We start from the raw sequence: 26,308 nt of genomic DNA, 5'->3' as shown, positions 1-26,308 counted from the left end.
GTTTCTCACATGCCCATATTGTTGCGATAGGCCTTCCAGAAGCCGCGCACCGAGGCCTCGGTGACGCGGCTCTCACTGCTTTGCGCCTCGCTGCCGCCCATCTCTAGAATGGCCTCTTCTTCCGATGCGCCCGCAATGCCGCGCTGGACGAAGCCGCCGACACATCCATCTTCCATGGAGATGTAGCCGGCCGGACCGACCAGATTATTCTGCTTGAGGCGGGTCAGCCGCTGTTCCGGCGTGTCGTCGCTAAAGCCGAGATAGGTCCAGTTCAGATCGGTCTTGTCGACCGCGCGCGGAACGATCTGCCGCACGGCGATGGCGTTCTGGATCTGCTGCAGCACGAAGGTCGGAAACACCGACAGGATCTGCAGCGTGACGCCGTCATGATACTCGTCAAATCCCTGCAGCAGCGAAGGGTCCGCCAATTTATACTGGCTTTCCGAGCGAAGCTGCTGCTTGGCATACTCAGCGTCCTTCTGCACCGTGGTATCGATCGCGGAATAGCTGACATGATGACCGCCGCTTTCGTCGACGATGATGCCGCCCTTTTGCGACAACCGGTTCAATTCAAACGTCGTGAAAAACAGATGCAGGATGCTGGCGTGATAGGAGTCCTTGACGTTCTCCATGTAGAGCTTCCAGTTGTTCGGCAGCGCCTGCGTCACCCGCCCGAGCACCACCGGCTTGCGGCCGCCGAGCACGCGCTCGATACGCCCCGAGATTTCGTCGCCGAGATATTCATCGATCGGCGGCACGTCCTCGGAGAACGAGCCGAAGATCAGACCGTGCAGGATCGCGATCCGCAGCTTGCGCGGGCCATGATCCTCCATGCGGAAGGTGTCGGGCATGCCGCCTTTTCCCTTCACGCCGTCCTTGAACGCAATTCCCGTGAGGTTACCCTGCCGGTCGTAAGTCCAGGCATGATAGACGCAGCTGAAATCCTTTTTGCCTTTGCCGTGGTTATCGAGGCAGATCAGCGCGCCACGATGCGCGCAACGATTTTCGAACGCATAGATCTCGCCATCATTGTCGCGGGTGACGACGACCGGCGTGTCGCCGATCCCTGTGGTGCGGAAATCGCCGGGCTCGGGCAATTCCACCTCGAGCGCCAGATAATGCCAAGACGGCCCCTGGAAGATTCGTTCCTGCTCCTTGCGATAGGTCTCCGCGGTCTGGAACACCCAATACGGCACCCGGGTGAGCGTTTCCGAAGGGCGGGCTTCGTGCGTTTCGTGCAGCATGGTTGATCGTCCTGTCGGGCGGCGGCCGGGCTTGTTTTTATTTGACAGTTGTGCGGCGAGATGTTCGGATACCGAACAGCGTTTCCAATACCGAACAAATTGAACCCGCCCCGATTTCCTGTCAAGGCGAGCGATGCCTGCGAGCAATGCGACCTCTGGCGAACGATCCAGCGAGGGCATGGGTGGCCTCGCAAAGGGCCTCGCCATCATCGAGGCGCTCGCAACGCATGGCATGCTGAGCGTGTCGGACGCCGCACGCGCCTCCAACATCACCCGCGCCGCGGCCCGGCGATGCCTGATTACACTCACCGAGCTCGGTTATGTCGAACAATCCGGCCGCGAATTCCGGCCGCTGCCCCGGCTTCGGAAATTGGGCGGCGCCATCACAAGGCGCGACCAGATGGCCCGGCTTGCCGAACCGCTGCTCGCACGCGCGCGTGATGAACTTTCTGAATCGGTGTCGCTGGCCGTGCTCGACAACGACAAACCGCTGTTTATTGCGCGCGCGGAAGCCGAGCACATCCTTTCCACCGGCGTCCGCGTCGGCGCGCACCTTCCCGTCTATTGTTCGGCGACGGGGCGCGTCCTGCTCAGCCAATTTTCAGATGAAGAGATCACCCAACGCCTCGGCCGAAAATCCTTTCATCAGAGAACACCTCATACCATCGTCAAGCCGACAGCGTTGCTGGCCGAAATCCAGGCCGTGCGAAAACGCGCTTACGCAATCAGCGATGAAGAACTGGAACTGGGCATGCGGGCGCTTGCCGTGCCCGTGTTCGGCGAAAACCGCGAGATCGTCGCCGCGATCAGCGTCAGCGCCGCATCGGCGCGCGTTCGCGCCGCCGACCTGCGGCATCATTTTCTGCCAGTGCTGCAATCCTGCTCGAAGACGTTGAGCGAAGCGATCGGCAAGGCTGATTGACGCAGCCCCATTGGCACCGAGCTAGTAGCGTGGACTCTTTTGCTTTGGCGGCGGCATAGCGGACATGGCCGTTCCCGCTGCTGGCTCGACTCAGTCGCGAATGACCCCAACGCGGACATCCGATTGCTGACCCATCACGCATTCAATTAAGTTCCAATTGCACTGGTGCACAGGGTTCCGCACCAGATCAACCCTGTTTGCGAACGGAACGAACCTCACTTCTGATCGTTCATTCTGCGCTGCAACATTTCTTGGGTGTCCCGGATTTCGTGCACGCGACATGGAGCGTCCGATGACCGCAGCCCGCCTCAAGACACGATCGCCAACATCCCTTGCCGATAAAGGCCGTACGATCGCCCAGGCGCATCCTTATGTGGTGGCTGCAGCCGCGACCGTAGGAGCTTTGGCCCTGTCGGCCTTCGTGAATCGCCACCTCGCCAAGAATGCTGAAAACGACAATCCCCCGGCTGGCCAATTTTTGGAAGTAAACGGCGTCCGGCTGCACTATGTCGAACGTGGCTCAGGTGCACCGCTGGTCCTGCTACACGGCAATGGCAGTATGATCCAGGATTTCCAATCTAGCGGTTTGATCGACTTAGCCGCCAGAAATTATCGCGTCATCGTTTTCGATCGTCCTGGCTTCGGCCATAGTGATCGGCCGCGTAACGTTATCTGGACGCCGGCAGCTCAGGCTGAACTGATCAACAGCGCTCTCGATCGGCTGGGCGTCTCACATGCAGTAGTCCTGGGGCACTCGTGGGGTGCTTCTGTCGCAGTTGCGCTGGCGCTCAAATATCCTCAGTTGGTCCAGGGCCTGGTTCTTGCCTCGGGATATTACTATCCGACTTTGCGTCCTGACGTGGTTGCGTTATCCGCCCCGGCGGTGCCTTTAGTGGGCGATGTCTTGGGGCACACCCTCTCTCCGATTGTAAGCCGAGTGATGTGGCCGCTCTTGATGGCCAAAATCTTCGGTCCGCGTTCCGTGCCGAAGAAGTTCAAGGGTTTCCCGAAAGAGATGGCCCTTCGTCCTTCTCAGATTCGCGCGTCGGCCGCAGAATCGGCACTGATGATTCCGGATGCGTTTCACTTCCGCAATGAATACGCAAACCTGAAGATGCCCGTTGTCATCGTCGCAGGTGATGAAGACCGATTGGTCGACATTGACTCGCAATCGACACGATTGCATCGCGACGTTACCCAAAGCAGGTTTCACCGCGTTCCCCGAACCGGCCACATGATCCACCAGACTGCGACCGATGTCGTGATGTCAGCAATCAACGAGGCGGCAGAGGACAGGTGAATTGCGAATCTGCTCGGTTCTGATGAGCATGACAGCATCGCGAAGTAAGCGATTTCAAATATGGATGTAGCTGAGCGTCTACGACGTGCCGGCCCTTCGCTTCGATCTGTTCCACGAACCATGCTCGGCCGCGAAAGCATCGCCGCGGCGCCATCAATACGCAATGGCCCGTGGCGATGTCTCGATCACTTCGTCAGCGACGAGCAGCGCTTAAATGTTGACGCCGCGCCCGGTCATGCGGGCACGACGTAGGGGAATTTGTCATCCCTCAGGTGCTTGGCGACGGACGGTTTCAACCCTGAGGGTATAGCCGTCCCGGCGACCAGCGACAGCATGACTTCCGGTGCGTTGTCGGCCAGCGTCCGGCCGTTGCGCGTGGCGAAGCCGTAGGTCGCAGGCGTGCCTATCACGTAGGGCAAGACATCAGGGAACAGCTCCCGGGCGACAGTCTCGCCATAGCCCCGCGGGTCGTCCGAAGTCCCGCTGGCCGCGACGACGGCGGCAATATGCCCAGCGATGTGCAGGCCTTCGGCATCAAAGTCTTTGGACGGGTGCCTTGTGTTGGCGGGATTTGTGAAGTGGGTGTCGTCCGGCCAGAAGATCGGCCACATCATGGGGTGCCCGGCGCGGTTGATCTGCCGCCAGCCGCCGGCGTCGGTGGCGAGTTTCGTGGCGCCCCAGAGCCCGATGCGGGTCGCGGGCCGCAATTGCGGATGCTGATGTGAGACTTCCAGAACGATCGTATCGACGCTGGTGTTGGCGAAGCTGTTCTTTGCGTTTTCGGGGCGCCATGCCGAGAGGTCCACCGCGGTCCCGTTTTTGACCGCCCCGTTGACCATCGTGAGCAGCGACAGGTCGATGTAGAATGAGTCGGCGATGCGTCCTGTCCAGATCCGGATGCCATTGCCGCTGGCCGCCTCGCCCGTTCGTCCTTCCAGCACGAGTTGGCCGCTTGCGGAGTCGTCACGCGCCTCGGCGCCCGTGAGAGCGTGCACTTGCAGGGGCTGTAGCCCATCAGAGGCCGCTTCGCCGAAAGACACCCGGTAGGTCAGCGTTTCCAGATCGGCTCCGTCGAAGTGCACCTTGAACTCATAGCGAGCCTCATGGTGAAAGCCCGGTTTGACATGGACGCCGGTGATGTTCGAGTTGACGTCCATCACGAACACGGTGCTGGCGTTACCCTGGAAGACATAGAGATCGTCGATATAAAGCTGGCCGTTCTGGCTTGCGAGAGGGGTATCGAGGTGATGGGACATAGGGATACATCCTTCTGACGATACGACGGCACTCGTCTGCAGCAGGAAGGCACGGTCGCGCTTGGTCGGCTGCGAACTCGGACCGCCTGCCTTCTAGCTGCCGAGGCCCTCTTATTGCTTATCACAGCCTTTGGTCTCGCGCACCCGAGGTCCCTGCGGGCGACCCCGCCCATAGAACTGTCACATCCGATGTGAGTGCGCGCGTCCGCCATGCATCCGACCTGTCATCGGACATTGTGTGAGCGGCTTGTTACAGCGCCATGACGGAGTTTATTCGTTGAAGCGAGGCGCCAATCAGTTGTCCTTGCCGAGAAAAGCGCTTTCAATCACTTCGCCGATCGGTTGCCAGGTGCTGCCGTCAAATTGCACCAGCCGCATCTGTTTGATCGGATGAAAATCCGTCGGGCTTGTGTTGATGACAATACCGGGGAGCGAGACCGAGCTCTGGTAGCTTTTCAAGGATGTGGCCTGCCGCATGATGTTTTCGCGCGAAAAATCGTCGCCACATTGTTTCAGCACCTGAAACAAGGTCTCGGCCGCGGCATAACCGAAGACCGTGTTGCCGTCGGTCTTGTCGCCGTCGGGATAGTATTTGTCCATGAACGACGACCAGTCCTTCATGGCGGGATCGTCCTTCCATGCCGGATCGCCTGCGTCCTTCAGGAAGGCGGTCGAAATGACCCCTATCGAATTCTCCAGCCCGGCAGGCCTCAGCGCGTTGGCGATCGAAGCAGACGCGTTGTCGAGCAGAAAGACCGGATGCCAGTCGATATCATTCATTCTGCGGATCGCCAGGGCCGCGACGGCCGGTGCGCCGTCAAAAATAAGGATTTCCGCGCCTGAGCTCTGCAGGAGATCAACCTGAGAGTCGATCGATTTGTCCGAACGATCGAAGGTCACGTCGGAGATGATCATCCGCGACAAATCGCCGAGACCTTCCTGCAATCCGCTGAACAGATCTCGTCCGAACTGGTCGTTCTGCCAAAGCACCGCGATCCTGCTCTCCGGGTAAGACGCCTGGATGTAATTGGCATAGATCCGGCCTTCGGCGCGAAACGACGGCTGCCAACCCATCGTCCAGGGAAAATCCTTGGGGTCGCCCCATCCATGGTCTCCGGACGCGATGAAGAGCTGAGGAATTTTCTTTTGGTTCACGTAAGGACGTAGCGCCAGGTTGCCCGGCGTGCCGAACGATCCGAACAGCAAAAGCACCTTGTCCTCGTCGATCAGCTTGCGCGTTTGCTCCGATGCCGTTTCGGAATCGGAATTGTTGTCGTAGGAGATGAATTTGATCTTGCGGCCATTGATACCACCGCGCTCGTTGATCATGTCGAAATAGGCCGCCTCGGTCTTGCCGATCGAGGCAAAGGCGGCCAGCTCGCCGGTATATGGCATGACATTGCCGATACGGATCTCGGTATCGGTCACGTTGATCTCGGGTGCTTGCTGGGCCATCGCAAGGCCGGACAACTGGACCGACGCCCCCATCGCCATCACAACGGCTAGACTCTTTACCATCGTCCGCATGATCAACCTCACTCGAGCGACCACCAAACCCGCCGTGGAGTCCCGCAATCAACCTGCGAACTCCCCGTAAAACCAGATTTTTTGCGGTCGTTTTGTCTTTTCCTACCCTGCAGTTTGTTTTCTCAAATCCACTATTTCCGGTTCAGCCATTGGCCCGCCGCAAATAGTGGCGTCCCAAAAAGGGAAGCCCAAAAGGGACTTAAGGCATAGCCGCAAATAGCGGCAATCGATTGACGGTCTGGTTCTTCTTGGTGACCGCTGGCTTGCCTTCGGTCATCGCCGGCGAGAACGTCGATGCCTGCGATCGACCGACGGAGCCGGGGCTTGCCTCCCAAACCCTGTTTATTCGCCCTACGCAGTGTAACAATTGCGGCTTAAGAGCGTTGATGGCAGTTGCTTGAACCAGCACAGGGGGCTTTCACGTGGGCGATTTCGTTATCGAGGAGGGACTTCCCTATCCGCTGGGAGCCCATTGGAGCGGCAACGGCACCAACTTCGCGGTTTTTTCCGCCAACGCCACCAAGGTTGAGGTCTGCCTGTTCGACGGCGACCGTGAAACTCACCGGCTCGAACTGCCCGAGTACACCGATCAGGTTTTTCACGGCTTCATACCCGATGTCGGACCCGGCACCTTCTATGGCTACCGGGTGTACGGCTCGTATCAACCCGACGCCGGCCACCGGTTCAATCCCAACAAGCTGCTGCTCGATCCATATGCACGCGCTCACGCCGGCTCGCTCAAATGGGACCCGGCCGTCTACGGATACAAGATGGAGAGCGGCGACGACCTCACCTTCGACGACCGCGACAGCGCGCCATTCATGCCAAAATGCGTGGTCGTCGATCCCGACTTCGACTGGACGCAGGAAGCCCACCGGCAAAACGTGCACTGGGACGAGACGATTATTTACGAGACCCACGTCAAGGGATTTACGAAAAAACATCCCGATATTCCGGAAAATCTGAGAGGCACCTACGCGGGCTGCGGATCGGGCGTAATTATCGATTATTTGAAGTCGCTCGGCGTCACATCCATCGAATTATTGCCGATTCACTCTTTCATCAACGACAGCAACCTTCTCAAGAAGGGTCTCACGAATTATTGGGGCTACAATAGCATCGGCTTTTTTGCCCCCGATCCGCGATACGCCGCCGACGTTCCGAACAGCCTGCGCGAGTTCAAGGAGATGGTATCGAAGCTGCACGGCGCCGGGTTCGAGGTAATCCTGGACGTCGTCTACAATCATACGGCCGAAGGCAGCGAGCTGGGTCCTACGCTGTCGTTCAAGGGGATCGACAACGCGAGCTATTACCGTCTGCCGCCCGACAAGAAGCGGTTTTACATCAACGACACCGGCACCGGAAACACCGTCAACCTGTCTCATCCGCGCGTCATCCAGATGGTGATGGATAGTCTGCGCTACTGGGCCGGGCATATGCACATCGACGGCTTCCGGTTCGATCTCGGCACCATTCTGGCGCGCGAAGTCTACGGCTTCGACGAACAGAGCGGCTTCCTGAAAGCGATGGACCAGGATCCGCTGCTGGCGACCGTCAAGCTCATTGCCGAGCCCTGGGATTGCGGCCCGGGAGGCTATCAGGTCGGCGGCTTTCCGCCGGGCTGGTCGGAATGGAACGACAAATTCCGCGATACGATCCGTGATTACTGGCGGGGCGAGGCGTCGCCCGCCGCGCTGGCGCCCCGGCTTCTTGGCTCCGCCGACGTGTTCAACCGCGAAGGCCGGCGCAGCTGGTCCAGCATCAATTTCGTAACCGCCCATGACGGCTTCACCCTGAACGATTGGGCGAGCTACAACGAAAAGCACAATGAGGCGAACGGCGAGAACAACAAGGACGGCAACTCAAACAACCGCTCCTGGAATTGCGGCGTAGAAGGCCCGACTGACAACAAGGATGTGCTCGCGCTTCGCGAGCGGCAGAAACGCAACATGCTGGCGACCCTGCTGCTGTCGCAGGGCACGCCGATGATGCTGGGTGGCGACGAATTCGGCCGGACGCAGCGGGGCAACAACAACGCCTACTGCCAGGACAGCGACATCTCCTGGTTCGACTGGAATTTCGACGACAAGGCCAAACATCTTTTGGCGTTTACCAAAGACCTCATCCGGCTGCGGCGCAGCCATCCGATTCTTCGGCGCAGCCGCTTCCTGACCGGCAAGCACGACGAGCAACTCGATATTCGCGACGTGACATGGCTCAACGCCGGCGGCGGCGAGATGCAGCTATCCGAATGGAACAATGGCTGGATCAAGTGCTTCGGTATCCTGCTCGATGGAAGGTGCCGAAAGACCGCGATCGCGAGGCATGGTGAGGACGACAGCGTGCTGATCGTGATGAACAGCTACGAAGGCCCCGTGGACTTCAAGCTGCCGCACACCAGCGCCGGCGCGCGATGGTCCTTGTTGTTCGATACGAACATTGCCGATGCGCCGCCCGACGCCAGGTTTGACTTCGACAGTGTTTACCAGGTGACCGGACGCTCCCTGCTGCTGTTCTCTTCCGTGGAAGCGGGCAAATAAAAGCCAACGCCATCGATCGCGCGACACGGCCTGTCGACGCGCATCGCGTTGCTGTCAGTCGGTGAAACCTACATAGCGAACAAAATCGCTGTTCGACTGACGGTCAGACCTCACGGCGTTGGCCGGAAAGCTGTCGTCAGGATATCCCATGGCGATGCAGGTCATGATGACCTGATCTTCGGGAATGTCCGCAACTTCGCGTACGATATCCGATCGGGTGATGCCCTGGCCGTTGATGACGCTGCCAAGGCCACGATCCCACGCGGCAAGGACAATGCCGTAACAGAGCGCGCCGAGATCGAAGTGGCAGGTCGCGCCGGGATCGAGAATCCTGTCATAGGCCAATACCAGCGAGACCGGCGCATCGAATTGCCTGAAACCCCGCAGCACCCAATCCTGCCGCATCGGCTTGTCGTCGCGCGCGATACCCATGGCGCCGAACAGCTTCTTGGCGATGTCGACCTGCCGCCCGCGATGAATGCCCTGATATTCACCGTGCGTGGCGATATCGCGTTTCGGCTTGGCGCCTGCGATCATCTCTTCCATGTTGCGCTGACGCACGCGCTCCAGCGGCTCTCCCGTCAAGACGTGGACATGCCAGGGCTGCGTATTCATCGAGGATGGCGCGCGCTTGGCGACCTCAATGATTTCTTCGAGGACAGCACGGGGCACCGGCTCCGCTTTGAAACCGCGAACACTTCGGCGAGTCTGCACCAACGCCTCAAAATCCATTCCTGTATCCTCAGCCTATCCAGCGACGGGATTTATCATACGGCAGCGCCCCTGCTCCACGCTTTTCCCGCGCGCGAGACTCAGTCAGCAATCTTCCCTTAGCTTGAAGTGGACATTTCTCAAAGTCGGCTTTGAGCCCATCTGATACCGACAAGGCGCGCGGCCCGACGCCTTCAGAATCGTCCCTGCCGCGCACCGATAAGATCACCGAATAGAGGTGGTGATTGGAGCTGTCGTCTACCCAAGGGATATCAACCGATTCAAATCAGCAGCGATGCTGAATCGAAATTCGAAAGAATTATGACGGCTTCCGAGCCAATAAAAAAACGCTCGCCGTAGAAATGCAGCAATTGCGGGGGAGAAGGACGTACAGCGCGGTTTTGCACAAAGGGACCGACGATGTCAAAGGCTGTACCCCGCCGCAAACCACCCTCCAAGTCAAAGGACGAGGATGAAACAGCAGAGTTCTTGAAGCTGCTGGAGCGCATCTCAAGGTCCATGAAGGCAGAATAGGAAAAGACCCCGGCGTAAATGCCGGGGTCTTTTGTTATCGCTCGCTTAAAAGTTGTCCTGCGCATTCGATTGACTCAAAGCGCGCAAGAGGATCGCCAATACCGAGCTGGTGTCCTTTCGCTCGTCGCCGTCCTAACGGTAAATCACGGCGTTGAAGACGTCGCCGTTCTGCCACGCGGAGCGATGCGGGTCTGCCTGTTGTCCCTTGCAGAGCTTGAAGCCCAGGAGCAAATCGTCAGCAAGCCAGGCGCATCAAGCGCTCAATGCCAACGGTGGCAATGGCGATGGCAAGATCGTCGTCGACGCAGCTTAGTGGTTGAAAAATTAACCTTAGCTGAACGGTTCAGACGATCGGCCGCATCAGGACGCCTTCGTGATACGCGCCAACAATATAAAGTCTGGGCAAATCGCTGTGGTGTGATATCACGCAAAAAAATCCCCTGATTGCCAGGGCCGAAAGCCACATTCGTTCTGGAAAAAGAGGAAATACGGCCTGGCAACATCTGGCCAGGCCGAGGCGGAACGGAGCGCGATGACGCATCGCTGAATGCTCGATGACCAAGACTAATCCGCCTTGCCGCACGCAAATCCGTGCCGAAGACCCTGGCTTCCGTGCCGTTCGCCGCGACATGGCGCAAGGTTCATCATGACCACGATCGCCGCGCCTGATACTGCCAGGAAAGCAACCGCCAGCTCCGCGACGACGACCTATTTGCTGCCTGTCGTCTTGCGCAATTTCGTCCGTAACCGCGAAACCGGCCTCGTCACGGTCGCGATCGTGATCGGACTTCTCAGCGGACTTCTGGTCGCGACGATCTCCCATCTGAGCGAGATCGCGCATTCCCTGTTGTTCGACATTCCCTACGATGCGCGCCTGAGCGCCACCGGCGTGATCTCCTGGCAACGCACATTGCTGATCCCCACTCTCGGCGGCCTTGTGCTTGCAATCATCGGCGTGATCGCCGCCGGCCGGCTCAAGGGGCAGCAGCTGGCTGACGCGATCGAGGCCAACGCGCTCTACGGCGGCCGCGTTTCCTTTCGCGGCAGCATCCTGATTTCGGTACAGACCCTGCTCTCGAACGGTTTCGGCGGCTCGGTCGGCCTGGAAGCCGGCTACACCCAGATCTGCTCTGCTTTCGGCTCTCACATCGGCCAGCGGCTGGCGGCGCGGCGCAACGACATGCGGCTGCTGGTGGCCTGCGGCGCGGCGGGTGCGATCAGCGCGGCCTTCTCGGCGCCGCTCGCCGGCGCGTTCTACGCGTTCGAGGTCGTACTAGGCGCCTATACGTCGGCTGGCCTCGTGCCGGTCATCGCAAGTGCCGTCGGCTCCTGGCTGGTGACCCGGCACCTCAGCCATCAATCGTTCCTGATGGTGCCGGGATTCCCCTCGCCGGTTTCCGTCGAGATGATCGGCCAGACCGTGCTGATCGGCGTGATCTGCGCCTTCGCCAGCATCATCGTGATGCTGGCGGTGGCGTTTTCCGAGCGCTGCTTTCAACGGCTGTCCCTGTTCAACGGTTTCCTAAGACCGATCGTCGGCGGCGCGCTGCTCGGCTCGCTGGCGCTGCTCACGCCCACGGTGCTTGGCGCGGGCCACGGCGCGATGCAGATCCTGCTCGTCAGCAATCCGACCTGGCTGTTGTTGACGACGACGATCGTGTTCAAGATGCTGGCGTCGGCGATTTCACTGGGGTCCGGCTTCCGCGGTGGATTGTTTTTTGCCTCGCTGCTGCTCGGCGCACTGACCGGCCAGCTCTACAGCATCGTTTTGAGCGGGCCATTTCCCGATCTCGCCTTGCAGCCGGGCACCGCCGCAATCGCAGCGCTCGCTGCGTTCGGCACCGGCGTGCTCGGCGCGCCCTTCAGCATGGTCTGTCTCGCGCTCGAGATCACCGGCGATTTCTCGGTCACCGTAGGCGCCGTCGTCGCCTCTTCGGTCTGCGCGCTGATCGTCAGGGAATTGTTCGGCTACAGCTTTGCGACCTGGCGTTTCCACCTGCGCGGCGAAGTCATTCGCGGCCCGCAGGATGTCGGCTGGGTTCGCCAATTGAGCGCCACCTCGCTGATGCGCTCCGACTTCGAAAACGCGTTGAGCACGACGCCTGTGGCCGAAGCGCAGAAGATGTTTTCACCGGCACAGGTCCGGCAGATCGTGCTGCGCGATCCCAACGGAACCTACGCGGGCGTCGTCACCTCGGCCGATCTGCACTCGATCGCAACCGACGACAATCTTCCACTTTCAACGATTGCTCGCCAGCAAGACGAGTTTTTGCTGCCCGGCGCGTCGATCCGCGACATCATGGCGGCCTTCGAGCGCTCCGAGGCCGACGTCCTCGCCGTCGTCGATCGCGCCGACCACCGCGCGGCTATCGGAACCGTCAGCGAGGCGCATGTGCTGCGCACCTATGGCGAGGAACTGGAGCGCCGCAATCAGGAAGTATTCTTCCGATAGAGCGTGAGGTTACGGCCGCAGATCCATGTCGATCCGCACAAAATCGCCGCGATAGGTGACTTCACCGAGATAGATGACGGTCCGGTCGGCCGCTGTGAAAACGCGCCGTACCTCGGCGACCGGTGAATTCAGCGGAACCTGCAACAATTTTGCCACCTCCAGATCCGCCGTGCCGATCGTCAGTGTCTGCCGCGCGCTCGCGATGGCGGGATCACGCAGATCGTGGAGAATGGGAATCACCGTCTCGTTGCGGAAGCGCTTGGGTGATCTGCGAAAGATCTTTTCATCGAGATAGATCGAGATCACGCAATAAGGCCGCTTGTTGCGCGAATGGACGCGGCGCATGAAGACGTATTTCGCCGCGGGCTTTCCATCCTCAGGCGTCAATGGCGCATCGGTGCGGCTCTCCGAGATGTTGATGATCTCCGGTGAGGTGTCGCGATAGACCTCGGCGAGATCGGCCAGTGTGGTTTCGACCTTGAGCCAACGATCGCGCTTTACGGTGCCGGTGACGAACGTGCCGCGGCCCTGCTGGGCCTCGACGACGCCGTCGCGTGACAGAAGATCGACCGCCTGGCGAATGGTGACGCGGGAAACGCCGAATTCGGCCGCCAGCAGTTCATTTGCCGGCAGGCGCAAGCCTTGCGCCCAGATGCCGCGCGCGATCCGTTGCCGAAAAATATCGGCAATCTGGGCGTATTTCGGAACGTGACTGTCGGAGATCAGATCCATCTCACGTCCTCCGGTTCAGAAAAATTCCGTCACGACATGACAAGGGCGGCGCCTCTTTCCCCGATCATCAGGCTGGTCGCATTGGTATTGGCCGAGGTGATCTGCGGCATGACGGACGCATCGATCACGCGCAGCCTCTCGACGCCGCGCACGCGCAATTGCGAATCGAGCACGGACTGCTCGTCACTGCCCATCCGGCAGGTGCCGACGCAGTGAAACACCGTGCCGCCGGTGTTCCGCGCGAAGTCCCATAGGCCGGCCGGAGTGTTGACGGCCTCGCCCGGGACCATCTCGATGTCCCAGAGTCCGCGAAACGATTTCTGTTGATAGATGTCGCGAAGCATTTTCAAGCCGGCGACCATGGTCTTGCGGTCGATGTCCTCGGCAAAATAATTCGGCTCGATGCGCGGCTGCTCGAAGGGATCGGTCGAACGGATCGCCAGCCGTCCGCGCGATTTCCCGTGGCATTGCCAGACCGACGCGGTGAATCCGGAATAGCTGTGCAAGGGAGCGCCGGGCTTGTCGACCGACAACGGCATCACGTTAAACTGGATATCGGGCCGGCCGCCGACTGCATATTCCGTGCAGGCCGCGCCGCCGACCTGCCCTGCTCCCGCGGTCAAAGGGCCGCTGCCGGCAAGCATCCATTGCAGGCCCATTTTCGCGAGTTCGATGGGATTACGGACCTGATCGTTGAGCGATATCTTCTCCTTCAGGCGAACGATGGTCCGAGCCTGATAATGATCCTGCAAGTTGCCGCCGACCTCGGGCGCGTCCGCGATCACGGGAATACCCAGTCCGCGCAACAGGTCGGAAGCACCGATGCCCGAGAGTTGCAGCAGTTGCGGCGACTGCAGCGCGCCCCCCGACAGGATGACTTCACGATCGGCCGCCGCGTTGAACGTCTGCCCTTTGCTGATCCATTCCACGCCGCTCGCAACATTCCCCCGGAACGTCACCTTGCTGACCTGTGCATGGGTGATCACGGTCAGGTTCGATCGATGCGCGACCGGACGTAAAAACGCCGATGCCGAGCTACTGCGCCAGTGCCGCCCAATGCCGAGCTGATAGGCGCCGACGCCGAGCGTCGTCTCGCCATTGAAATCCGGGTTGCGCGGCAATCCAAATTCGACGCCGGCATCCACCCACGCCGCCGAAGCGCGATTACCGGTGCGCAGATCGGACACCTCGAATTCGCCGAGGCCGCCGTGATACTGGCTCTCGCCGCCTTGATAGCGTTCGTAGCGGCGGAAGTACGGCAGCAGGTCGCGGTAACTCCACCCCTTTGCGCCCAGGCGCTCCCAGTCGTCGAAATCCTCATGCTGCCCGCGGATGAAAATCAAACCGTTGATCGACGACGATCCGCCGACGACACGACCGCGCGGCCAGACGATTGCGCGCCCGCCGGAGCCTTCACTCGGCTCTGTTGTGAAAAGGCGCGAGAAGCGCTCGTTATAGATCGTCCGGTAGTAGCCGACCGGGAGCTTCAGCCAGAAATTGCGATCCGCCCCCCCGGCTTCCAGCAACAGCACGCGGCATGACGGGTCGGCCGACAGCCGGTTCGCCACGATGCAGCCGGCGGAGCCTGCGCCGACGATGATGTAGTCATAACCTTGCGCAGCCATGTGCATGTCCCGCCGGATCAGGCCGTCCGGTATTGTTGAATCGAAGCAAGATCCGGCTCGATGCCGAGACCGGGATCGTCGTTCAGCGTCACCGCGCCGTCGCTGATGTTGGCGATCGGACCGCAAAACCGATCGCGCAACGGATTGTCGTTGGCATCGACCTCCAGCAAGCCATTGCCACCGACGCCGGCGAGTAAATGTGCTGATGCCAGCAGGCCGATGCCGCCGCCGAGATAATGCGGGCAGAACGTCTTGCCGGATGTCAGGATGTCGCGCGCGATCGCAGCGCAGGCGGTTAGCCCACCCCATTTGGCGATGTCGGGCTGGACCACCGACAGCACGTCATCGCCCAGCACCTGCGCAAAGCCCGCATGGCTTGCGATATTCTCGCCCGCCGCAAGCGGCACGTCGACGCGCTGGCGCAATGCTTGCCATTCCTGCCACGGCCGGTCAGCGCGAAGTGGCTCTTCCAGCCAGCTGAGATTGAACTCGGAGAGCGCCGGCGCGAGCTCCAGCGCGTGCTCGATCGACCAGCCCTGATTGACGTCCGCGGCCAGCATGCCACCGCCGACGAGCGCGCGAAGCGACGCCAGATTGGCGCGATCGGCCGCGGGGTCGAAACCGATTTTCAATTTCAGCCCGCGATGTCCCCGGCTCAACGCCGCCTCGGCCATTTGCCCCGAATCGGTCGGATTGATGCCGCTGGCGTAGACTTTGATTCGATTACCGTTGCCGCCGAGCAGCTTCCACAGTGCCGTCCCGCGACGGCGCGCGTAGAGATCCCAAACTGCGAGATCGACGCCTGCGATCGTCTGCGCGAAAGGACCGGGCTCACCGGATTGCAGCGCGATCACGGAGGTGCCCTGCGTCACCGCGTCGAAGATTTCCGCGGGCGCGTTAAAGGCGCGTCCGCATATCGCGGGCGCGAGCACTTCATTGACGAGCCGGGCGCGGTGTTCGGCGCCGGTCGACGGGAAGTTGGCCCAGACTTCGCCCCAGCCGACATGGCCGTCTTCGTCTTCGACACGAACAAACACCGCCGGCCGGTTCAGCATCCGTCCGAACGACGTGACCACCGGCGTCGACAGCGGATAGCGGTAGCAAAAGGCCTCGACGCTGCTGATGGTAAAGGGTTGCGATGTCATGATCTCATCCGAAAGCACCGTGCGGCGCCTCTTGTATGGTCATCCTATCTATAATATGACCTTGTCCGGTTCAACCGTAATTACAGTCGGAAGTGCATAATGAACGGAAGTGTCGCGAGACGCTTTTTATTGGGGCTGGCGCCCTGGGTCGGCGCGGTGGCGCTATGGTATGGCGTGCGCTGGAGCGGTCTGGTCAACGAATCGTTGATCCCGGCGCCGCACCAGGTCGCGGCCAAATTCGTCGAACTGCTGCTGCATGAAGGCCTGCTGATCGATATCTATGCCTCGACGCGGCGGGTTTTCTTGGGCGTAACGCTCGGCATCTTCGCCGCCGTTCCCGTCGGCTTCCTGCTCGGCTGGTACCGGTCGGCGCGCACCTTCGCCGACCCCATGATCAATTTCTTTCGCGCGCTGCCTCCGATCGCGCTGATCCCGCTCGTGATCGTCTATTTCGGGGTTGATGAAGTCGCCAAGCTCGTCATCCTGTTCTATGCCTCGTTTTTCTCCGGCGTGATCGTGATGTATGAGGGCGTATCGCAGATCACGCCGCTTTATATCCGTGTCGCGCAAACGCTCGGCGCCGGCGAGTTCGAGATCTTTCGCAAAGTCATCATTCCGCTCACCGTGCCGCATATCCTCACGGCGCTGCGCGTGGCGCTGGGCGTGGCCTGGGCGACGCTGGTTGCGTCCGAACTGATCGCCGCGCAGCGCGGACTGGGCGCCATGATCCAGAACGCCTCGACCTATTTCCTGCTCGATGTCATCTATGTCGGCATCATCTGCATTGGCGTCATTGCCTTGATCATGGACCTGATCCTGCGGAAGATCAGCGCCCGCCTGCTGGCGTGGCAAGAACGGGCCATCGCATGAACACCACGGCCAAAAGCGTCAAACGCGTGCAGTTCGATCATGTGTCGCTCACCTTCGGCACGCCGAAGGGGCCGCTCAAGGTGGTCGAGGATGTCACCTACGACATCAACGATGGCGACTTCATCGCCGTAATCGGCCCATCCGGCTGCGGCAAGACCACGATGATGAGCATGCTGGCCGGCTTTCAGAAGCCGACGACGGGCAAGGTGTTGTTCGATGGCAGTCCCGTGAAAGGACCGGGCCCCGAACGTGGCGTCATCTTTCAGGAATATGGTGTGTTCCCGTGGCTGACGGTCAAGCAGAACATCGCCTTCGGGCTGCAGCTCAAAGCGAATCATGTCGCGGCTTCGGAACGCGAGCAGATCTGCGACCATTATCTCGACCTCATGGGCCTTTCGGATTTCGCCAATTCCCATCCAAAGCATTTGTCCGGCGGGATGCGGCAGCGGCTCGCCATCGCGCGGGCCTATGCCGTAAAACCACAATTCCTGCTGATGGACGAACCGTTCGGCGCGCTCGACGCCCAGACGCGGGCGAACATGCAGAACCTGCTGCTGGGCGTGCTGGCGAGTGAGGGCAAGACCGTCATGCTGATCACGCATTCGGTCGAGGAAGCCATCTATCTCGCTTCCCGCATCGTGGTGGTGACGGCCCGCCCGGCCAGGATCAAGCAGATCATCGACGTGCCCTTTGCCTATCCGCGCGATGAATCACTGCAGGAAAAACCCGAGTTCGGCGAATTGCGAAGCCATATCCGCGAACTCGTGATGAGCGAATATCGCGCGCAGCAGGCGCAGATGCGCCCCGTGTCATTTTCGGAATAACCAAAAGACCAACCGGAGGAACAAGCCATGGATCGACGGCAATTTCTGACAAGTACAGCCGGTATCGCGCTCGGTGGATTTGCAGCTTCGGCTCCTGCGATCGCGCAGGCCAAGACCAAGGTCCGTGCCGGCTATCTCCACACCGTTGCCGTCGACGGCCAGATCTGGACCGGGATGGATCGCGGTTTTTTTGATAAACAAGGGCTCGATCTCGAACTGCGTCAATTCAATACCGGTCTCGAAATCTTTCAGGCGCTGATCGGCGGCAGCCTCGATGTGCTTGCCACCGGCGCCGTGCTCTCGAATTTCCCGGCGCGCGGGCAAGGCAAGGTGTTCCTGATCAACGACATCGAGGTCGCGACCGCCCAGCTCTGGGTACGGGCCGACCAGGGCATCAAATCGTTCGCGGATCTGAAGGGCAAACGCATCGCGACCGCGACCGGCACCACCGCGCATGTCTTCCTCGACAAGGCGTTGCGCGCCAACAAGATCGATCCCAAGGACGTCGAACTTCTCAATCAGACCATGCCGGCCGCTGTGACCTCATTCATCTCGGGAGCGGTTCCTGCCGTGGCGCTCTGGGTGCCGTTCAATGTCACCGTGCGCGAGAAGGTTCCCGGCGCCGTCAAGCTGGCGGATGCGTCGGCCTATTATCCGCAGGCTGCGATTATCGGCGGCTGGGCCGCGGCCAACGACTATTACGAGCCCAACAAGGAAACCCTCAGCAAGCTGATCAAGGGATGGGCGGAAGCCAATGATTACATCATCGAGAACAGCAAGGAAGCGATGGAGTCGCTGCAGAAAGCCCATTACAGCCAGACCCCGCTAAGTGACATCAACGAGCAGTTCAAGGCGCAGAAGATGTTCGGCTCGCGCGACTGGAAGCGGCTTTACTCCGACGGCACCGTGACCAACTGGCTGCAGCAATCGACCGACTTCTTCATGGCGAATGCCGGCATCAAGGACTTCACGCCCGCGAGCAAATATTTCGACCCAAGCCTCTATCTCAAGACCATCACCTGATCCCGCGTGGTGCGAACGGCAGCTACGCTGCGTCGCTATCACGGAGTCCCCAGGCCTGCAAAAGAGCAATGCCCTGACTGGCGCCTCGGCAAAGCGCCCGATATCGTTGCCCTCCAAGATCAGATAAGATCACAGGACACCGGGGGGAACGATGTTCAAAGCCGCAGCGCATGCCGCCCTGTTCGTCGCTTTAAGCGCGATCCCGTCAGCGGCGGAGACATCCTATCCGACGCGCCCGGTCACCATCGTCGTTGCCTATGCCGTCGGCGGATCGACCGATCTGATCGCGCGGGTGCTGACGAAGTATATGTCGCCGGTGCTGGGGCAAGCGATCATCATCGAGAACAAGGGCGGCGCTGACGGCGCGATCGGCTCGGCGACGGTCTCGCGCGCGGCGCCGGATGGATACACGATCGTGCTGGGCACGACCAGCACCCATGTCATCAATCCCCTGCTCTACAAGGACATCCAATACGACCCCGTCGCCGATTTTCAGCCGGTTTCGCTGGTGGCGCAGTCGCCGAACATTCTGGTCTCGAGCCCGAATTTCGACGCCAAGTCGGTTGGCGATGTGATTGCGCGTGCGAAGGCGGCTCCGGGCAAATTGAACGTCGCCACGGGTGCAACGATGCATCTTCTTAACGCCGCCATGTTCAAGAGCATGGCGCACGTGACCTGGGTTGACGTGCCCTATAAGGGCAGCGGTCCCGCTCTGAATGATCTAATGGCCGGACAGGTCGATTTGATGTTCGACCAGTTGCCATCATCGCTTGCCCAGGTGCAGGGCGGCCGGCTGAAGGCGGTCGCGGTCACATCCAGCCAGCGCACGTCGGTGGCGCCCGAGATTCCGACCGTCGCCGAGTCAGGCCTGCCGGCGTTCGAAGCAACCTCATGGTGGGGCGTTCTTGCACCACCGAAGACGCCGCCGGAAATCGTCGCGAAGCTGAACGCGGCCATTCACGCCGCCCTCGCCGATCCTCGACTTGCGGACACCTTCAAAAGCATGGGCCTTGAAGTTCGACAGAGCACGCCGGAGGAATTTTCCCGGCTGCTGGTCGATGAGCGCGCCAAGTGGCAGAAGGTGATCACCGACAACAAGATCGTGGTGAATTGACCGCTCGACGACGCCAGTTGCGCGGCCGTGGTATGCGCGCCGGGAGCGCGCAACGCTGGAAATTTGTGATACCAAAAAGCGATGATGTGAGGAAACGTATGCGTTCTCGATTGACAGTGCTGGTGGCCTTCCTCGCTTCGCTGCTCTGGGGTGGCGCCGCTTCGGCCGACTCCTACCCCGATCGTCCCATTCACATCGTCGTTCCCTTTCCGGCCGGCGGATCAAACGACGTGGTGGCACGCTTTCTCGGCATGCGACTGTCGGAGGTGGTGGGACAATCGGTCATCGTCGACAATCGCGCCGGCGCGGGCGGCAATATCGGCGCGGAATTCGTCGCGCGATCGGCACCCGATGGATATACCTTGCTGCTGACGGCGCCGGGGCCGCTGGCCGTCAACCAGTCGCTCTATCCGCATTTGACGTTCGATCCCGCCGCCGATTTCGCGCCGGTCGCACTGGTCGCGTCCGTGCAGATCGTGCTCACGGTTAATCCGATCGTGAAGGCAAAATCGGTCGCCGAACTCGTCGCACTCGCCAAAGCCTCTCCCGGCACGCTGAACTTCGGCTCCTCGGGCTATGGCTCGACCAATCATCTGGCCGGCGAATTGTTCAAGAGCCTTGCGGACATCAACATCGTGCATGTGCCCTATCGGGGGGCCGCGCCCGCGATGAACGACCTTGTCGGCGGACAGATCCCGATCCTGTTCGACAATATGCCGGCGGTTCGGCCGCAGGCGCTTGCGGGCTCCTTGCGCGCCCTCGCCGTCGCCGGCCATGTGCGATCGCCGTTGTTTCCGGAATTGCCGACGATGGAAGAAGCCGGCGTTGCCGGTTTTGAGGCCACATCATGGTTCGGGCTGGTGGCGCCCGCCAAGACGCCACCGGCGGTCGTGAAGAAATTGACTGACGCTGTGAAGGAGGTGTTGAGCGACCCGGATACCGTCCACAAACTCAGCGATGTCGGGGCTGAGCCGGGATCGTTATTCGGCGAAGAGTTCGGCACATTCCTGCATACGGAGACCGAGAAGTGGGGAAAGGTCGTCAGGGATTCCGGCACCGTGATGCAATAACCTCGATGCAACGACCTGATCCCGTTTCATTCAGCACAAATGGACTTCTCCCATGACCCAAAAGCCAACGCTCAGCGACCTTGAAGGCCGCTACACCGACATGATCGGCTTCACCCCGCCCAAGATCGCAAAGCGCCTGAAACTGGGAATGCAGGTCGACCCGAACCTCGTCGCCGCGCTGGAAGACTGGCGGATCGCGGCGCTAACGCCATCGGCGCTGGACCAGAAAACGGTTCAGCTGATGTCCTTTGCCATCCTGCTGGTGCAGACGTCGGAGGCGGCGGCCAACCACGCGCGCGCCGCGATCAAGGCCGGCGCCACGCTGGAAGAGTTGCATGCCTCGGCCGGTATCGCAGCGTTGTTTCGCGGAGTTGCGGCGTTCAATCTCGCCGGCGAAATCCTCTCGACGCTTTTCCCGCCGAAGGAGTAACCGTCAACGTCACGATAGGTGCTCAGTCAAACCAGCCATGCCGCTTGAACCAAAGCAATGGCAGCAGCCCGCTGGCAATGACGGCAAGACATGCCAGGGGATAGCCAAAGGTCCAGTTCAGCTCAGGCATGTTCTTGAAATTCATGCCCCAGACACCGACCAGAATCGTCGGAGGCACGCCGACGACGGACACGATGGTGAGAATCTTGAACAGATCATTCTGCTGGATGCTGATGAATCCGAGAACGGCGTCCAGCAGCAACTGGATCTTGTCCGACAATCGTGTCTCGTAATCGCTGAGGGATGAGACATCCTTCGAAACCGCTTCCAGACGCTTCTTCGAAGGTGGCGTGATCCATTCGCCGCCGACATCACCGGCGAAGGAAGCGATCCGGCCGACGCCCAGCAGAACATCGCGGGCCTTGGCAAGCCGATCGGCGAGAACGCCGACATTCGACAGCGCTTCGCGAAGTCTCCGGCTGGAACGGACCGGACGCTTGGCGCGGACCAACCCGCCCTTGAACACGGCTTTGGACAGATCGTCGGTGGTCTTGCCAAGGTGCTCGAGCACATCGGCACCGCGATCAACCATGTCCTCAAGCAGGCTGGTAAAGACACACATTCCGTTCTCACTGTCGTCGGAAGCAATCCGGTTCGCCACGCTGTCGAAGGTCGGCAACGGCGAAAACCTGATGGTAACGAGGACGCGCGGTCCGATGATGAAACCTATCGGCGTGATGTGGGCTTCGCCCTCCTCATCGAGCCTGACCGCTGGCGAACTGAGATAAAGCAGATTGTGATCGCGGATCAGCCGGCTCGACACCTCGATCTCGCTTAACGAATCCTCTGACGGCACCCGTATGTTGGCCATCCGCTCGGCGAACTGCTTCTCTTCAGGCGAAGGATTTAACAGATCGATCCAGATGATTTCAGGAGCAAGCTCGGTGCCGGCGCTTCGCCAATCGTCGCTCTGGCTACGGTACATTTTCAACAAGGAAAGGCGCCTCCGCTCACAGCGAATACATGACAAATCGGATCAAGACGTCAGTACGATGACCTGCCATTTAAAGCTATGGGAAGTCAGCCGAACCGTGAGACGGGAGCCAGCGACAGGCTATCAGCCTCCGATACCGACGCGATATCTGAGAATCCGCGTTTCGGCCGGAGCGATATGCATCAGCCCCGGCTTGTGAGCGAATTCGCCATCAAACGCCGTCGGGCTGGCGAAGCCGCGCCAGGGCTCGATGCAGAGGAACGGCGCGCCGCCGAGCTTCGACCAGATGCCAAGCTCCTGAAATCCGTCCCAGGACACCTCGATCGATGGACCGCGATCGGCAGCGTAGCGGACCGATGTGCTCGCAAGCCGATCGAAGATCACCGCGTCGTCATCAAACAACCGTTCCGAAAGCGCCAATTTTTTCTCGCTGACGGGATTTGGCTCCGGCGCGGCCCGCATCAAACCGTCTTTCAAGCGGCGGATCGGCGCAGGCTCGTCGTTGGAGAATGTAATCTCATAGGCTTCCTTGGCGAGATCAGGCCGTAACGGCCAGTTGAAGGCCGGATGGGCGCCGATCGACGCCGGCAACATCTCATCGCCCGTGTTGGTGACTTCAAAGATCACGTCCAGATCGGACTTCGCCACGGTGAAGCTGACCGCGAGCCGAAAGGCGAACGGGTAGCGCGCGCGGGTTTCAGCGCTGTCGGTTAGAACCAGCGTGCAGGAATTGGCGCCGCGCTCGATCCAGCCGAACCGCAGGTCGCGCGCAAAACCATGCTGCGTCATCGGATAGGTCTTGCCGTTATGCCGCAGCTCATCGTTCTTCAGCCGGCCCACGATCGGAAACAACAGCGGCGAATGGCGCGGCCATCGCGGTCCGGCCTGCCAAAGCAGCTCGCGCCCCTCGGCGTTTTTCAGCGAGCTTAGCTCGGCGCCATCCGCCTTGATGGTCGCTGCAATCCCGTCACCGCGAAGCGTATGGCTGTCATCGTTCATGTCGCATCCAGGCTGGTTCCGGACGGCTCCGTGGATGATCGTCCCCGGGCGCTACCGTCGCAATACCGCACGCAGGGGTGCGGCGTCGAGCCCTGCGAGCTTGAGCGGAAGCGCGATCAGTTCATAATCGCCCGGCGTGACGTCCGACAGCACCAAATTCTCGATGATCCGGAGATCATGCGCGCGGCAAACCATATGGGAAGGCAGGTCCTTTGACGTCTCCGGATCCACAGAGGGAACATCGACGCCAATCAGGCGAACGCCACGGGCGGCCAGATGTTCCACGGCCTCAGGAGCCAGCGCCCGAAATCCGGTTGGCCAGACCATCGGATCGATCCGGTCCATCAATCTGAGCAGCACGCGCGGCGGCGCGCCGTCGAAGGCCGAGGCGATTTCATCGAACTGACAGAGAGCGCCGCTGCCCCGTGCATCGATCACCCTCGCCGGTCCGATGAAATCGGCAAGGTCGAGTGCATCGATACTGGCTCCATCGGGATCGTAATGCAACGGCGCGTCAGCATGCGCACCGCAATGGGTCGACATCGCAATTTCCGCGACGTTGACGGGACATCCGGGCCCGATCGTGAACGTCGGCTGGGCACGGAACAGCGCGTCGCCGGGAAACACGCCTATGCCGACCCGAAGCGGCGGCGAGATATCGATCAGCGCCATCACAGTTCGGTCCTCACCTGCCAAAGCTCGGGAAACAACACAACATCCAGCATGCTGCGCAAATAGGAAATCCCCGACGTGCCACCGGTGCCGCGCTTGAATCCGATAATCCGTTCCACCGTCGTCACATGGTTGAAGCGCCAGCGGCGGAAGTAGTCTTCGAAATCCACCAGCTTTTCAGCAAGCTCATAGAGTTCCCAGAACTGCGCCGGGTCGCGATAGACCGACAGCCACGCGGCCCGAACGCTGTCATCAGCCACATGGGGCACGGAGACATCGCGCTCGATCACGGCGCGATCGATATCAAAGCCACGGCGGTGCAGAAGCTGAATCGTGAGATCGTAAAGGCTTGGCGATTGCAGCACCGCTTCGAGGCGCTGCAACACCGGTTCGTCATTGGCATGGGGCGCCATCATCGCGGCGTTCTTGTTGCCGACGAGATATTCGATCAGACGGTATTGATAGGACTGGAAGCCGGATGACGTTCCCAGCGCGGCGCGAAAGCTGGTGTACTCGCTGGGCGTCATGGTGCGAAGCACGTCCCAGGCCGAATTCAACTGTTCAAGAATGCGGGATACCCGCGATAGCGTCTTGAACGCAGGTTGAAGATTATCCGCCGCGATCAGGGCGCAGGTCGCGTTCAGTTCGTGGATCGCGAGCTTCATCCAGAGTTCGGAGGTCTGATGCTGGACGATGAACAGCATCTCGTCGTGGGCCGACGAGAGCGGCCGCTGCGCGTTGAGAATCTGATCGAGCCCCAGATAATCCGAATAGGACATGCCATCGCGCGGGCCTGCCTTGACGTCTCTCGATGGCGGATCGACAGGCTTTTCGCTCATGTGATGTCCACCCGGGCATGATCCGGAAAAGTGGAAACGGTTTTTCCGAAAAAGATCACGTTCAAACATCGGGATCACGCAGGCGATTTCCGCCGGCGCCTTACCGATTGCTTGAAGCCTAAAAGAATGCGATTTTGAAGTCAAATTGCAAGACGCACGGTCGCGTTGCCAGTCCAGCGACGTGTCTTATGCTAAACTTCCAGCGGATTCCTGGTGAGGCCTAGATGACGCCATTCGACACTGCCGTTTCGCGCGACGCATGCGCGGCCCGCGACACCAGCGATCCGCTTGCGGCCTTGCGCGATCGCTTCGTGCTTCCACAAGGCATGATCTATCTCGACGGCAATTCGCTGGGGCCATTGCCCCGCGCCGCGGTCGACATGTTCAGCTACACCATCGAACAGGAATGGGGGCAAAACCTCATCAAGAGCTGGAATACCGCCGGATGGTTTGACATGCCGCTTCGGCTTGGCGATCGCATCGGTGCGCTGATCGGCGCGGCGCCTGGGCAAACCGTTGTTTGCGACACCACATCGATCAATCTGTACAAGGCGGTTTGCGCGGCATCAGGATTGAGATCTGATCGCGACGTGATCGTCGCGGAGGCAGCATCGTTTCCGACCGACCTCTATATTATCGAAGGCGCGATGAAATCCACCGGCCGGCCGATGAAGCGGCGGCTGATCGGCGCGGACGGTCCGCTCGATGCCTTGCTGGACGATCGGGTCGCGGTCGTCGTGCTGTCGCATGTCGATTATCGCACCGGCGCTCTCATGGATGTGGCTGCCATCACCGAACAGGTTCACAAGGCCGGCGCGCTTGTGGTGTGGGATCTCTGCCATTCCGCCGGGGTCATCGAGTTTGCGTTCGACGCGGACGCAATCGATTTCGCGGTCGGCTGCACCTACAAATATCTGAACGGCGGTCCGGGATCGCCCGCCTTTATTTCCGTGGCCTCACGCCACCAGGCCGCGGCCAGCCATCCCTTGTCCGGCTGGTGGGGACATGCAGCCCCCTTCGACTTCGACCGTGACTTCCGTCCCGACGCCGGCATCAAACGCTTCCTCTGCGGCACCCAGCCGATCATTTCGCTGCGCGGGGTCGATGCGGCGCTCGATGCGCTGGAAGGCGTCACCGTGGCAGCGTTGCGGCACAAGAGCCTCGCGCTCACGGCGCTTTTCATCAACCGCGTCAGCACGTTGTTGCCGGATCTTGAGATCGTGACGCCACGCGATCCCACGTTGCGCGGCAGCCAGGTCGCGATCGCATTCGAACACGGTTATGCGGTGGTGCAGGCGATGATCGAACGCGGCGTGATCGGCGATTTCCGCGCACCCGATATCATGCGCTTTGGCTTTGCGCCGCTTTATCTCCGGTTTCAGGATATCTGGGATGCGGCCGAGATACTCGCCGCATGCGTCCGCGCCGAAGTGTGGCGAGACCCGCGCTATAGCCGGCGCTCGGCCGTGACCTAGGCTTTATCAG

The 26,308-nt window shown here is 60.5% G+C and carries 23 protein-coding genes; 11 read left to right on the top strand and 12 right to left on the bottom strand.

The features are described 5' to 3' along the window. Positions 1-5: 5 nt before the first annotated feature. The gene (locus BLV09_RS35795) at positions 6-1,244 is read right to left on the bottom strand and encodes an aromatic ring-hydroxylating dioxygenase subunit alpha (protein ID WP_146690770.1); all 1,239 of its coding nucleotides are present in this window, start codon (positions 1,242-1,244) and stop codon (positions 6-8) included. 133 nt (positions 1,245-1,377) lie between these two features. Here BLV09_RS35795 and BLV09_RS35790 point away from each other — a divergent pair, with 133 nt between their 5' ends. Continuing rightward, the gene (locus BLV09_RS35790) at positions 1,378-2,166 is read left to right on the top strand and encodes an IclR family transcriptional regulator domain-containing protein (RefSeq protein WP_197685013.1); all 789 of its coding nucleotides are present in this window, start codon (positions 1,378-1,380) and stop codon (positions 2,164-2,166) included. 292 nt (positions 2,167-2,458) lie between these two features. Next, a complete protein-coding gene (locus tag BLV09_RS35785; RefSeq protein WP_146690769.1) occupies positions 2,459-3,466 on the top strand; it encodes an alpha/beta fold hydrolase in 1,008 nt (335 codons plus the stop codon). A 233-nt stretch (positions 3,467-3,699) separates the two neighbouring features. On the opposite strand, the gene BLV09_RS35780 is transcribed toward BLV09_RS35785, so the two are convergent. Both BLV09_RS35780 and BLV09_RS35775 read right to left on the bottom strand, forming a co-directional pair. After that, on the bottom strand, positions 3,700-4,722 hold the full coding sequence (locus BLV09_RS35780) for a DUF4331 family protein (protein WP_146690768.1): 1,023 nt from the start codon (positions 4,720-4,722) through the stop codon (positions 3,700-3,702). Between the two features lie 294 nt (positions 4,723-5,016). Further along, positions 5,017-6,249 (bottom strand): ABC transporter substrate-binding protein, encoded by a 1,233-nt coding sequence (locus BLV09_RS35775; protein WP_100383133.1) that lies wholly within the window; start codon positions 6,247-6,249, stop codon positions 5,017-5,019. A gap of 422 nt (positions 6,250-6,671) precedes the next feature. Here BLV09_RS35775 and glgX point away from each other — a divergent pair, with 422 nt between their 5' ends. Beyond that, positions 6,672-8,789, top strand: a complete 2,118-nt coding sequence (glgX, locus tag BLV09_RS35770) for a glycogen debranching protein GlgX (RefSeq protein ID WP_146690767.1) — start codon at positions 6,672-6,674, stop codon at positions 8,787-8,789. A 54-nt stretch (positions 8,790-8,843) separates the two neighbouring features. On the opposite strand, the gene BLV09_RS35765 is transcribed toward glgX, so the two are convergent. Together BLV09_RS35765 and BLV09_RS35760 are read right to left on the bottom strand one after the other, a co-directional pair. Further along, on the bottom strand, positions 8,844-9,521 hold the full coding sequence (locus tag BLV09_RS35765; RefSeq protein ID WP_100383135.1) for a nitroreductase: 678 nt from the start codon (positions 9,519-9,521) through the stop codon (positions 8,844-8,846). A gap of 260 nt (positions 9,522-9,781) precedes the next feature. Continuing rightward, positions 9,782-10,099, bottom strand: a complete 318-nt coding sequence (locus BLV09_RS35760; protein WP_146690766.1) for a hypothetical protein — start codon at positions 10,097-10,099, stop codon at positions 9,782-9,784. A 581-nt stretch (positions 10,100-10,680) separates the two neighbouring features. Between BLV09_RS35760 and BLV09_RS35755 the strand changes: the two genes are divergently transcribed. After that, positions 10,681-12,486: a chloride channel protein gene (locus BLV09_RS35755; protein WP_146690765.1), complete on the top strand. Its 1,806-nt coding sequence runs from the start codon at positions 10,681-10,683 to the stop codon at positions 12,484-12,486. A 9-nt stretch (positions 12,487-12,495) separates the two neighbouring features. Here BLV09_RS35755 and BLV09_RS35750 read toward each other — a convergent pair whose 3' ends face one another. Genes BLV09_RS35750 through BLV09_RS35740 form a run of 3 tightly spaced genes read right to left on the bottom strand, consistent with a single transcriptional unit; the run spans position 12,496 to position 15,988 of the window. Beyond that, positions 12,496-13,218: a GntR family transcriptional regulator gene (locus BLV09_RS35750; protein ID WP_100383138.1), complete on the bottom strand. Its 723-nt coding sequence runs from the start codon at positions 13,216-13,218 to the stop codon at positions 12,496-12,498. A gap of 29 nt (positions 13,219-13,247) precedes the next feature. Continuing rightward, a complete protein-coding gene (locus tag BLV09_RS35745; RefSeq protein ID WP_146690764.1) occupies positions 13,248-14,843 on the bottom strand; it encodes a GMC family oxidoreductase in 1,596 nt (531 codons plus the stop codon). Between the two features lie 17 nt (positions 14,844-14,860). Then, positions 14,861-15,988 carry a mandelate racemase/muconate lactonizing enzyme family protein gene (locus tag BLV09_RS35740; RefSeq protein ID WP_146690763.1) on the bottom strand — a complete coding sequence of 376 codons (1,128 nt, stop codon included), beginning with the start codon at positions 15,986-15,988 and terminating at the stop codon, positions 14,861-14,863. A gap of 99 nt (positions 15,989-16,087) precedes the next feature. Between BLV09_RS35740 and BLV09_RS35735 the strand changes: the two genes are divergently transcribed. The 6 genes from BLV09_RS35735 to BLV09_RS35710 all read left to right on the top strand — a co-directional run bounded on the left by BLV09_RS35735 (position 16,088) and on the right by BLV09_RS35710 (position 21,319). Then, positions 16,088-16,858 carry an ABC transporter permease gene (locus BLV09_RS35735; RefSeq protein ID WP_100383141.1) on the top strand — a complete coding sequence of 257 codons (771 nt, stop codon included), beginning with the start codon at positions 16,088-16,090 and terminating at the stop codon, positions 16,856-16,858. Next, on the top strand, positions 16,855-17,682 hold the full coding sequence (locus BLV09_RS35730; protein WP_100383142.1) for an ABC transporter ATP-binding protein: 828 nt from the start codon (positions 16,855-16,857) through the stop codon (positions 17,680-17,682). Before BLV09_RS35735 ends, BLV09_RS35730 begins: the two co-directional genes overlap by 4 nt. Positions 17,683-17,709: 27 nt before the next feature. Next, complete coding sequence (locus BLV09_RS35725) at positions 17,710-18,705, top strand: ABC transporter substrate-binding protein (protein WP_146690762.1); 996 nt, start codon at positions 17,710-17,712, stop codon at positions 18,703-18,705. 151 nt (positions 18,706-18,856) lie between these two features. Next, the gene (locus tag BLV09_RS35720; RefSeq protein WP_146690761.1) at positions 18,857-19,819 is read left to right on the top strand and encodes a Bug family tripartite tricarboxylate transporter substrate binding protein; all 963 of its coding nucleotides are present in this window, start codon (positions 18,857-18,859) and stop codon (positions 19,817-19,819) included. A gap of 98 nt (positions 19,820-19,917) precedes the next feature. Next, positions 19,918-20,889 (top strand): Bug family tripartite tricarboxylate transporter substrate binding protein, encoded by a 972-nt coding sequence (locus BLV09_RS35715; protein WP_146690760.1) that lies wholly within the window; start codon positions 19,918-19,920, stop codon positions 20,887-20,889. 52 nt (positions 20,890-20,941) lie between these two features. Further along, complete coding sequence (locus BLV09_RS35710) at positions 20,942-21,319, top strand: carboxymuconolactone decarboxylase family protein (protein WP_100383146.1); 378 nt, start codon at positions 20,942-20,944, stop codon at positions 21,317-21,319. 22 nt (positions 21,320-21,341) lie between these two features. Here BLV09_RS35710 and BLV09_RS35705 read toward each other — a convergent pair whose 3' ends face one another. From BLV09_RS35705 to kynA, 4 genes are all read right to left on the bottom strand, one after another. Continuing rightward, positions 21,342-22,313, bottom strand: coding sequence for a magnesium transporter CorA family protein (locus BLV09_RS35705; protein ID WP_146690759.1), 972 nt, complete (start codon positions 22,311-22,313; stop codon positions 21,342-21,344). Positions 22,314-22,436: 123 nt separating this feature from the next. Then, the gene (locus BLV09_RS35700) at positions 22,437-23,312 is read right to left on the bottom strand and encodes an aldose 1-epimerase family protein (RefSeq protein WP_146690758.1); all 876 of its coding nucleotides are present in this window, start codon (positions 23,310-23,312) and stop codon (positions 22,437-22,439) included. A 51-nt stretch (positions 23,313-23,363) separates the two neighbouring features. Further along, positions 23,364-23,984 carry an arylformamidase gene (gene kynB / locus BLV09_RS35695; protein ID WP_146690757.1) on the bottom strand — a complete coding sequence of 207 codons (621 nt, stop codon included), beginning with the start codon at positions 23,982-23,984 and terminating at the stop codon, positions 23,364-23,366. Beyond that, positions 23,984-24,823, bottom strand: a complete 840-nt coding sequence (kynA, locus tag BLV09_RS35690; RefSeq protein WP_146690756.1) for a tryptophan 2,3-dioxygenase — start codon at positions 24,821-24,823, stop codon at positions 23,984-23,986. The genes kynB and kynA overlap by 1 nt, the downstream gene beginning before the upstream one ends. Positions 24,824-25,047: 224 nt before the next feature. Between kynA and kynU the strand changes: the two genes are divergently transcribed. Next, entirely contained in the window at positions 25,048-26,298 is a 1,251-nt protein-coding gene (gene kynU, locus BLV09_RS35685; RefSeq protein WP_146690755.1) for a kynureninase, read from the top strand. The last annotated feature ends 10 nt before the right edge of the window (positions 26,299-26,308 follow it).

The sequence above is a fragment of the Bradyrhizobium canariense genome (genome assembly GCF_900105125.1).
Lineage (GTDB): Bacteria > Pseudomonadota > Alphaproteobacteria > Rhizobiales > Xanthobacteraceae > Bradyrhizobium > Bradyrhizobium canariense_A.
The sequence above is the reverse complement of the archived record's forward strand: the minus strand, read 5'-3'. Positions and strand labels throughout refer to the sequence as shown.

Coding starts and splice junctions, on each gene's coding strand:
- BLV09_RS35720 (WP_146690761.1), top strand. CDS start 18,857: ATGTTCAAAGCCGCAGCGCATGCCGCCCTGTTCGTCGCTTTAAGCGCG.
- kynA (WP_146690756.1), bottom strand. CDS start 24,823: ATGAGCGAAAAGCCTGTCGATCCGCCATCGAGAGACGTCAAGGCAGGC.
- kynU (WP_146690755.1), top strand. CDS start 25,048: ATGACGCCATTCGACACTGCCGTTTCGCGCGACGCATGCGCGGCCCGC.
- BLV09_RS35760 (WP_146690766.1), bottom strand. CDS start 10,099: ATGCGCAGGACAACTTTTAAGCGAGCGATAACAAAAGACCCCGGCATT.
- BLV09_RS35785 (WP_146690769.1), top strand. CDS start 2,459: ATGACCGCAGCCCGCCTCAAGACACGATCGCCAACATCCCTTGCCGAT.
- BLV09_RS35795 (WP_146690770.1), bottom strand. CDS start 1,244: ATGCTGCACGAAACGCACGAAGCCCGCCCTTCGGAAACGCTCACCCGG.
- BLV09_RS35735 (WP_100383141.1), top strand. CDS start 16,088: ATGAACGGAAGTGTCGCGAGACGCTTTTTATTGGGGCTGGCGCCCTGG.
- BLV09_RS35765 (WP_100383135.1), bottom strand. CDS start 9,521: ATGGATTTTGAGGCGTTGGTGCAGACTCGCCGAAGTGTTCGCGGTTTC.
- BLV09_RS35740 (WP_146690763.1), bottom strand. CDS start 15,988: ATGACATCGCAACCCTTTACCATCAGCAGCGTCGAGGCCTTTTGCTAC.
- BLV09_RS35755 (WP_146690765.1), top strand. CDS start 10,681: ATGACCACGATCGCCGCGCCTGATACTGCCAGGAAAGCAACCGCCAGC.
- BLV09_RS35750 (WP_100383138.1), bottom strand. CDS start 13,218: ATGGATCTGATCTCCGACAGTCACGTTCCGAAATACGCCCAGATTGCC.
- BLV09_RS35730 (WP_100383142.1), top strand. CDS start 16,855: ATGAACACCACGGCCAAAAGCGTCAAACGCGTGCAGTTCGATCATGTG.
- BLV09_RS35700 (WP_146690758.1), bottom strand. CDS start 23,312: ATGAACGATGACAGCCATACGCTTCGCGGTGACGGGATTGCAGCGACC.
- BLV09_RS35790 (WP_197685013.1), top strand. CDS start 1,378: ATGCCTGCGAGCAATGCGACCTCTGGCGAACGATCCAGCGAGGGCATG.
- BLV09_RS35715 (WP_146690760.1), top strand. CDS start 19,918: ATGCGTTCTCGATTGACAGTGCTGGTGGCCTTCCTCGCTTCGCTGCTC.
- BLV09_RS35775 (WP_100383133.1), bottom strand. CDS start 6,249: ATGCGGACGATGGTAAAGAGTCTAGCCGTTGTGATGGCGATGGGGGCG.
- kynB (WP_146690757.1), bottom strand. CDS start 23,984: ATGGCGCTGATCGATATCTCGCCGCCGCTTCGGGTCGGCATAGGCGTG.
- BLV09_RS35710 (WP_100383146.1), top strand. CDS start 20,942: ATGACCCAAAAGCCAACGCTCAGCGACCTTGAAGGCCGCTACACCGAC.
- BLV09_RS35745 (WP_146690764.1), bottom strand. CDS start 14,843: ATGGCTGCGCAAGGTTATGACTACATCATCGTCGGCGCAGGCTCCGCC.
- BLV09_RS35725 (WP_146690762.1), top strand. CDS start 17,710: ATGGATCGACGGCAATTTCTGACAAGTACAGCCGGTATCGCGCTCGGT.
- BLV09_RS35780 (WP_146690768.1), bottom strand. CDS start 4,722: ATGTCCCATCACCTCGATACCCCTCTCGCAAGCCAGAACGGCCAGCTT.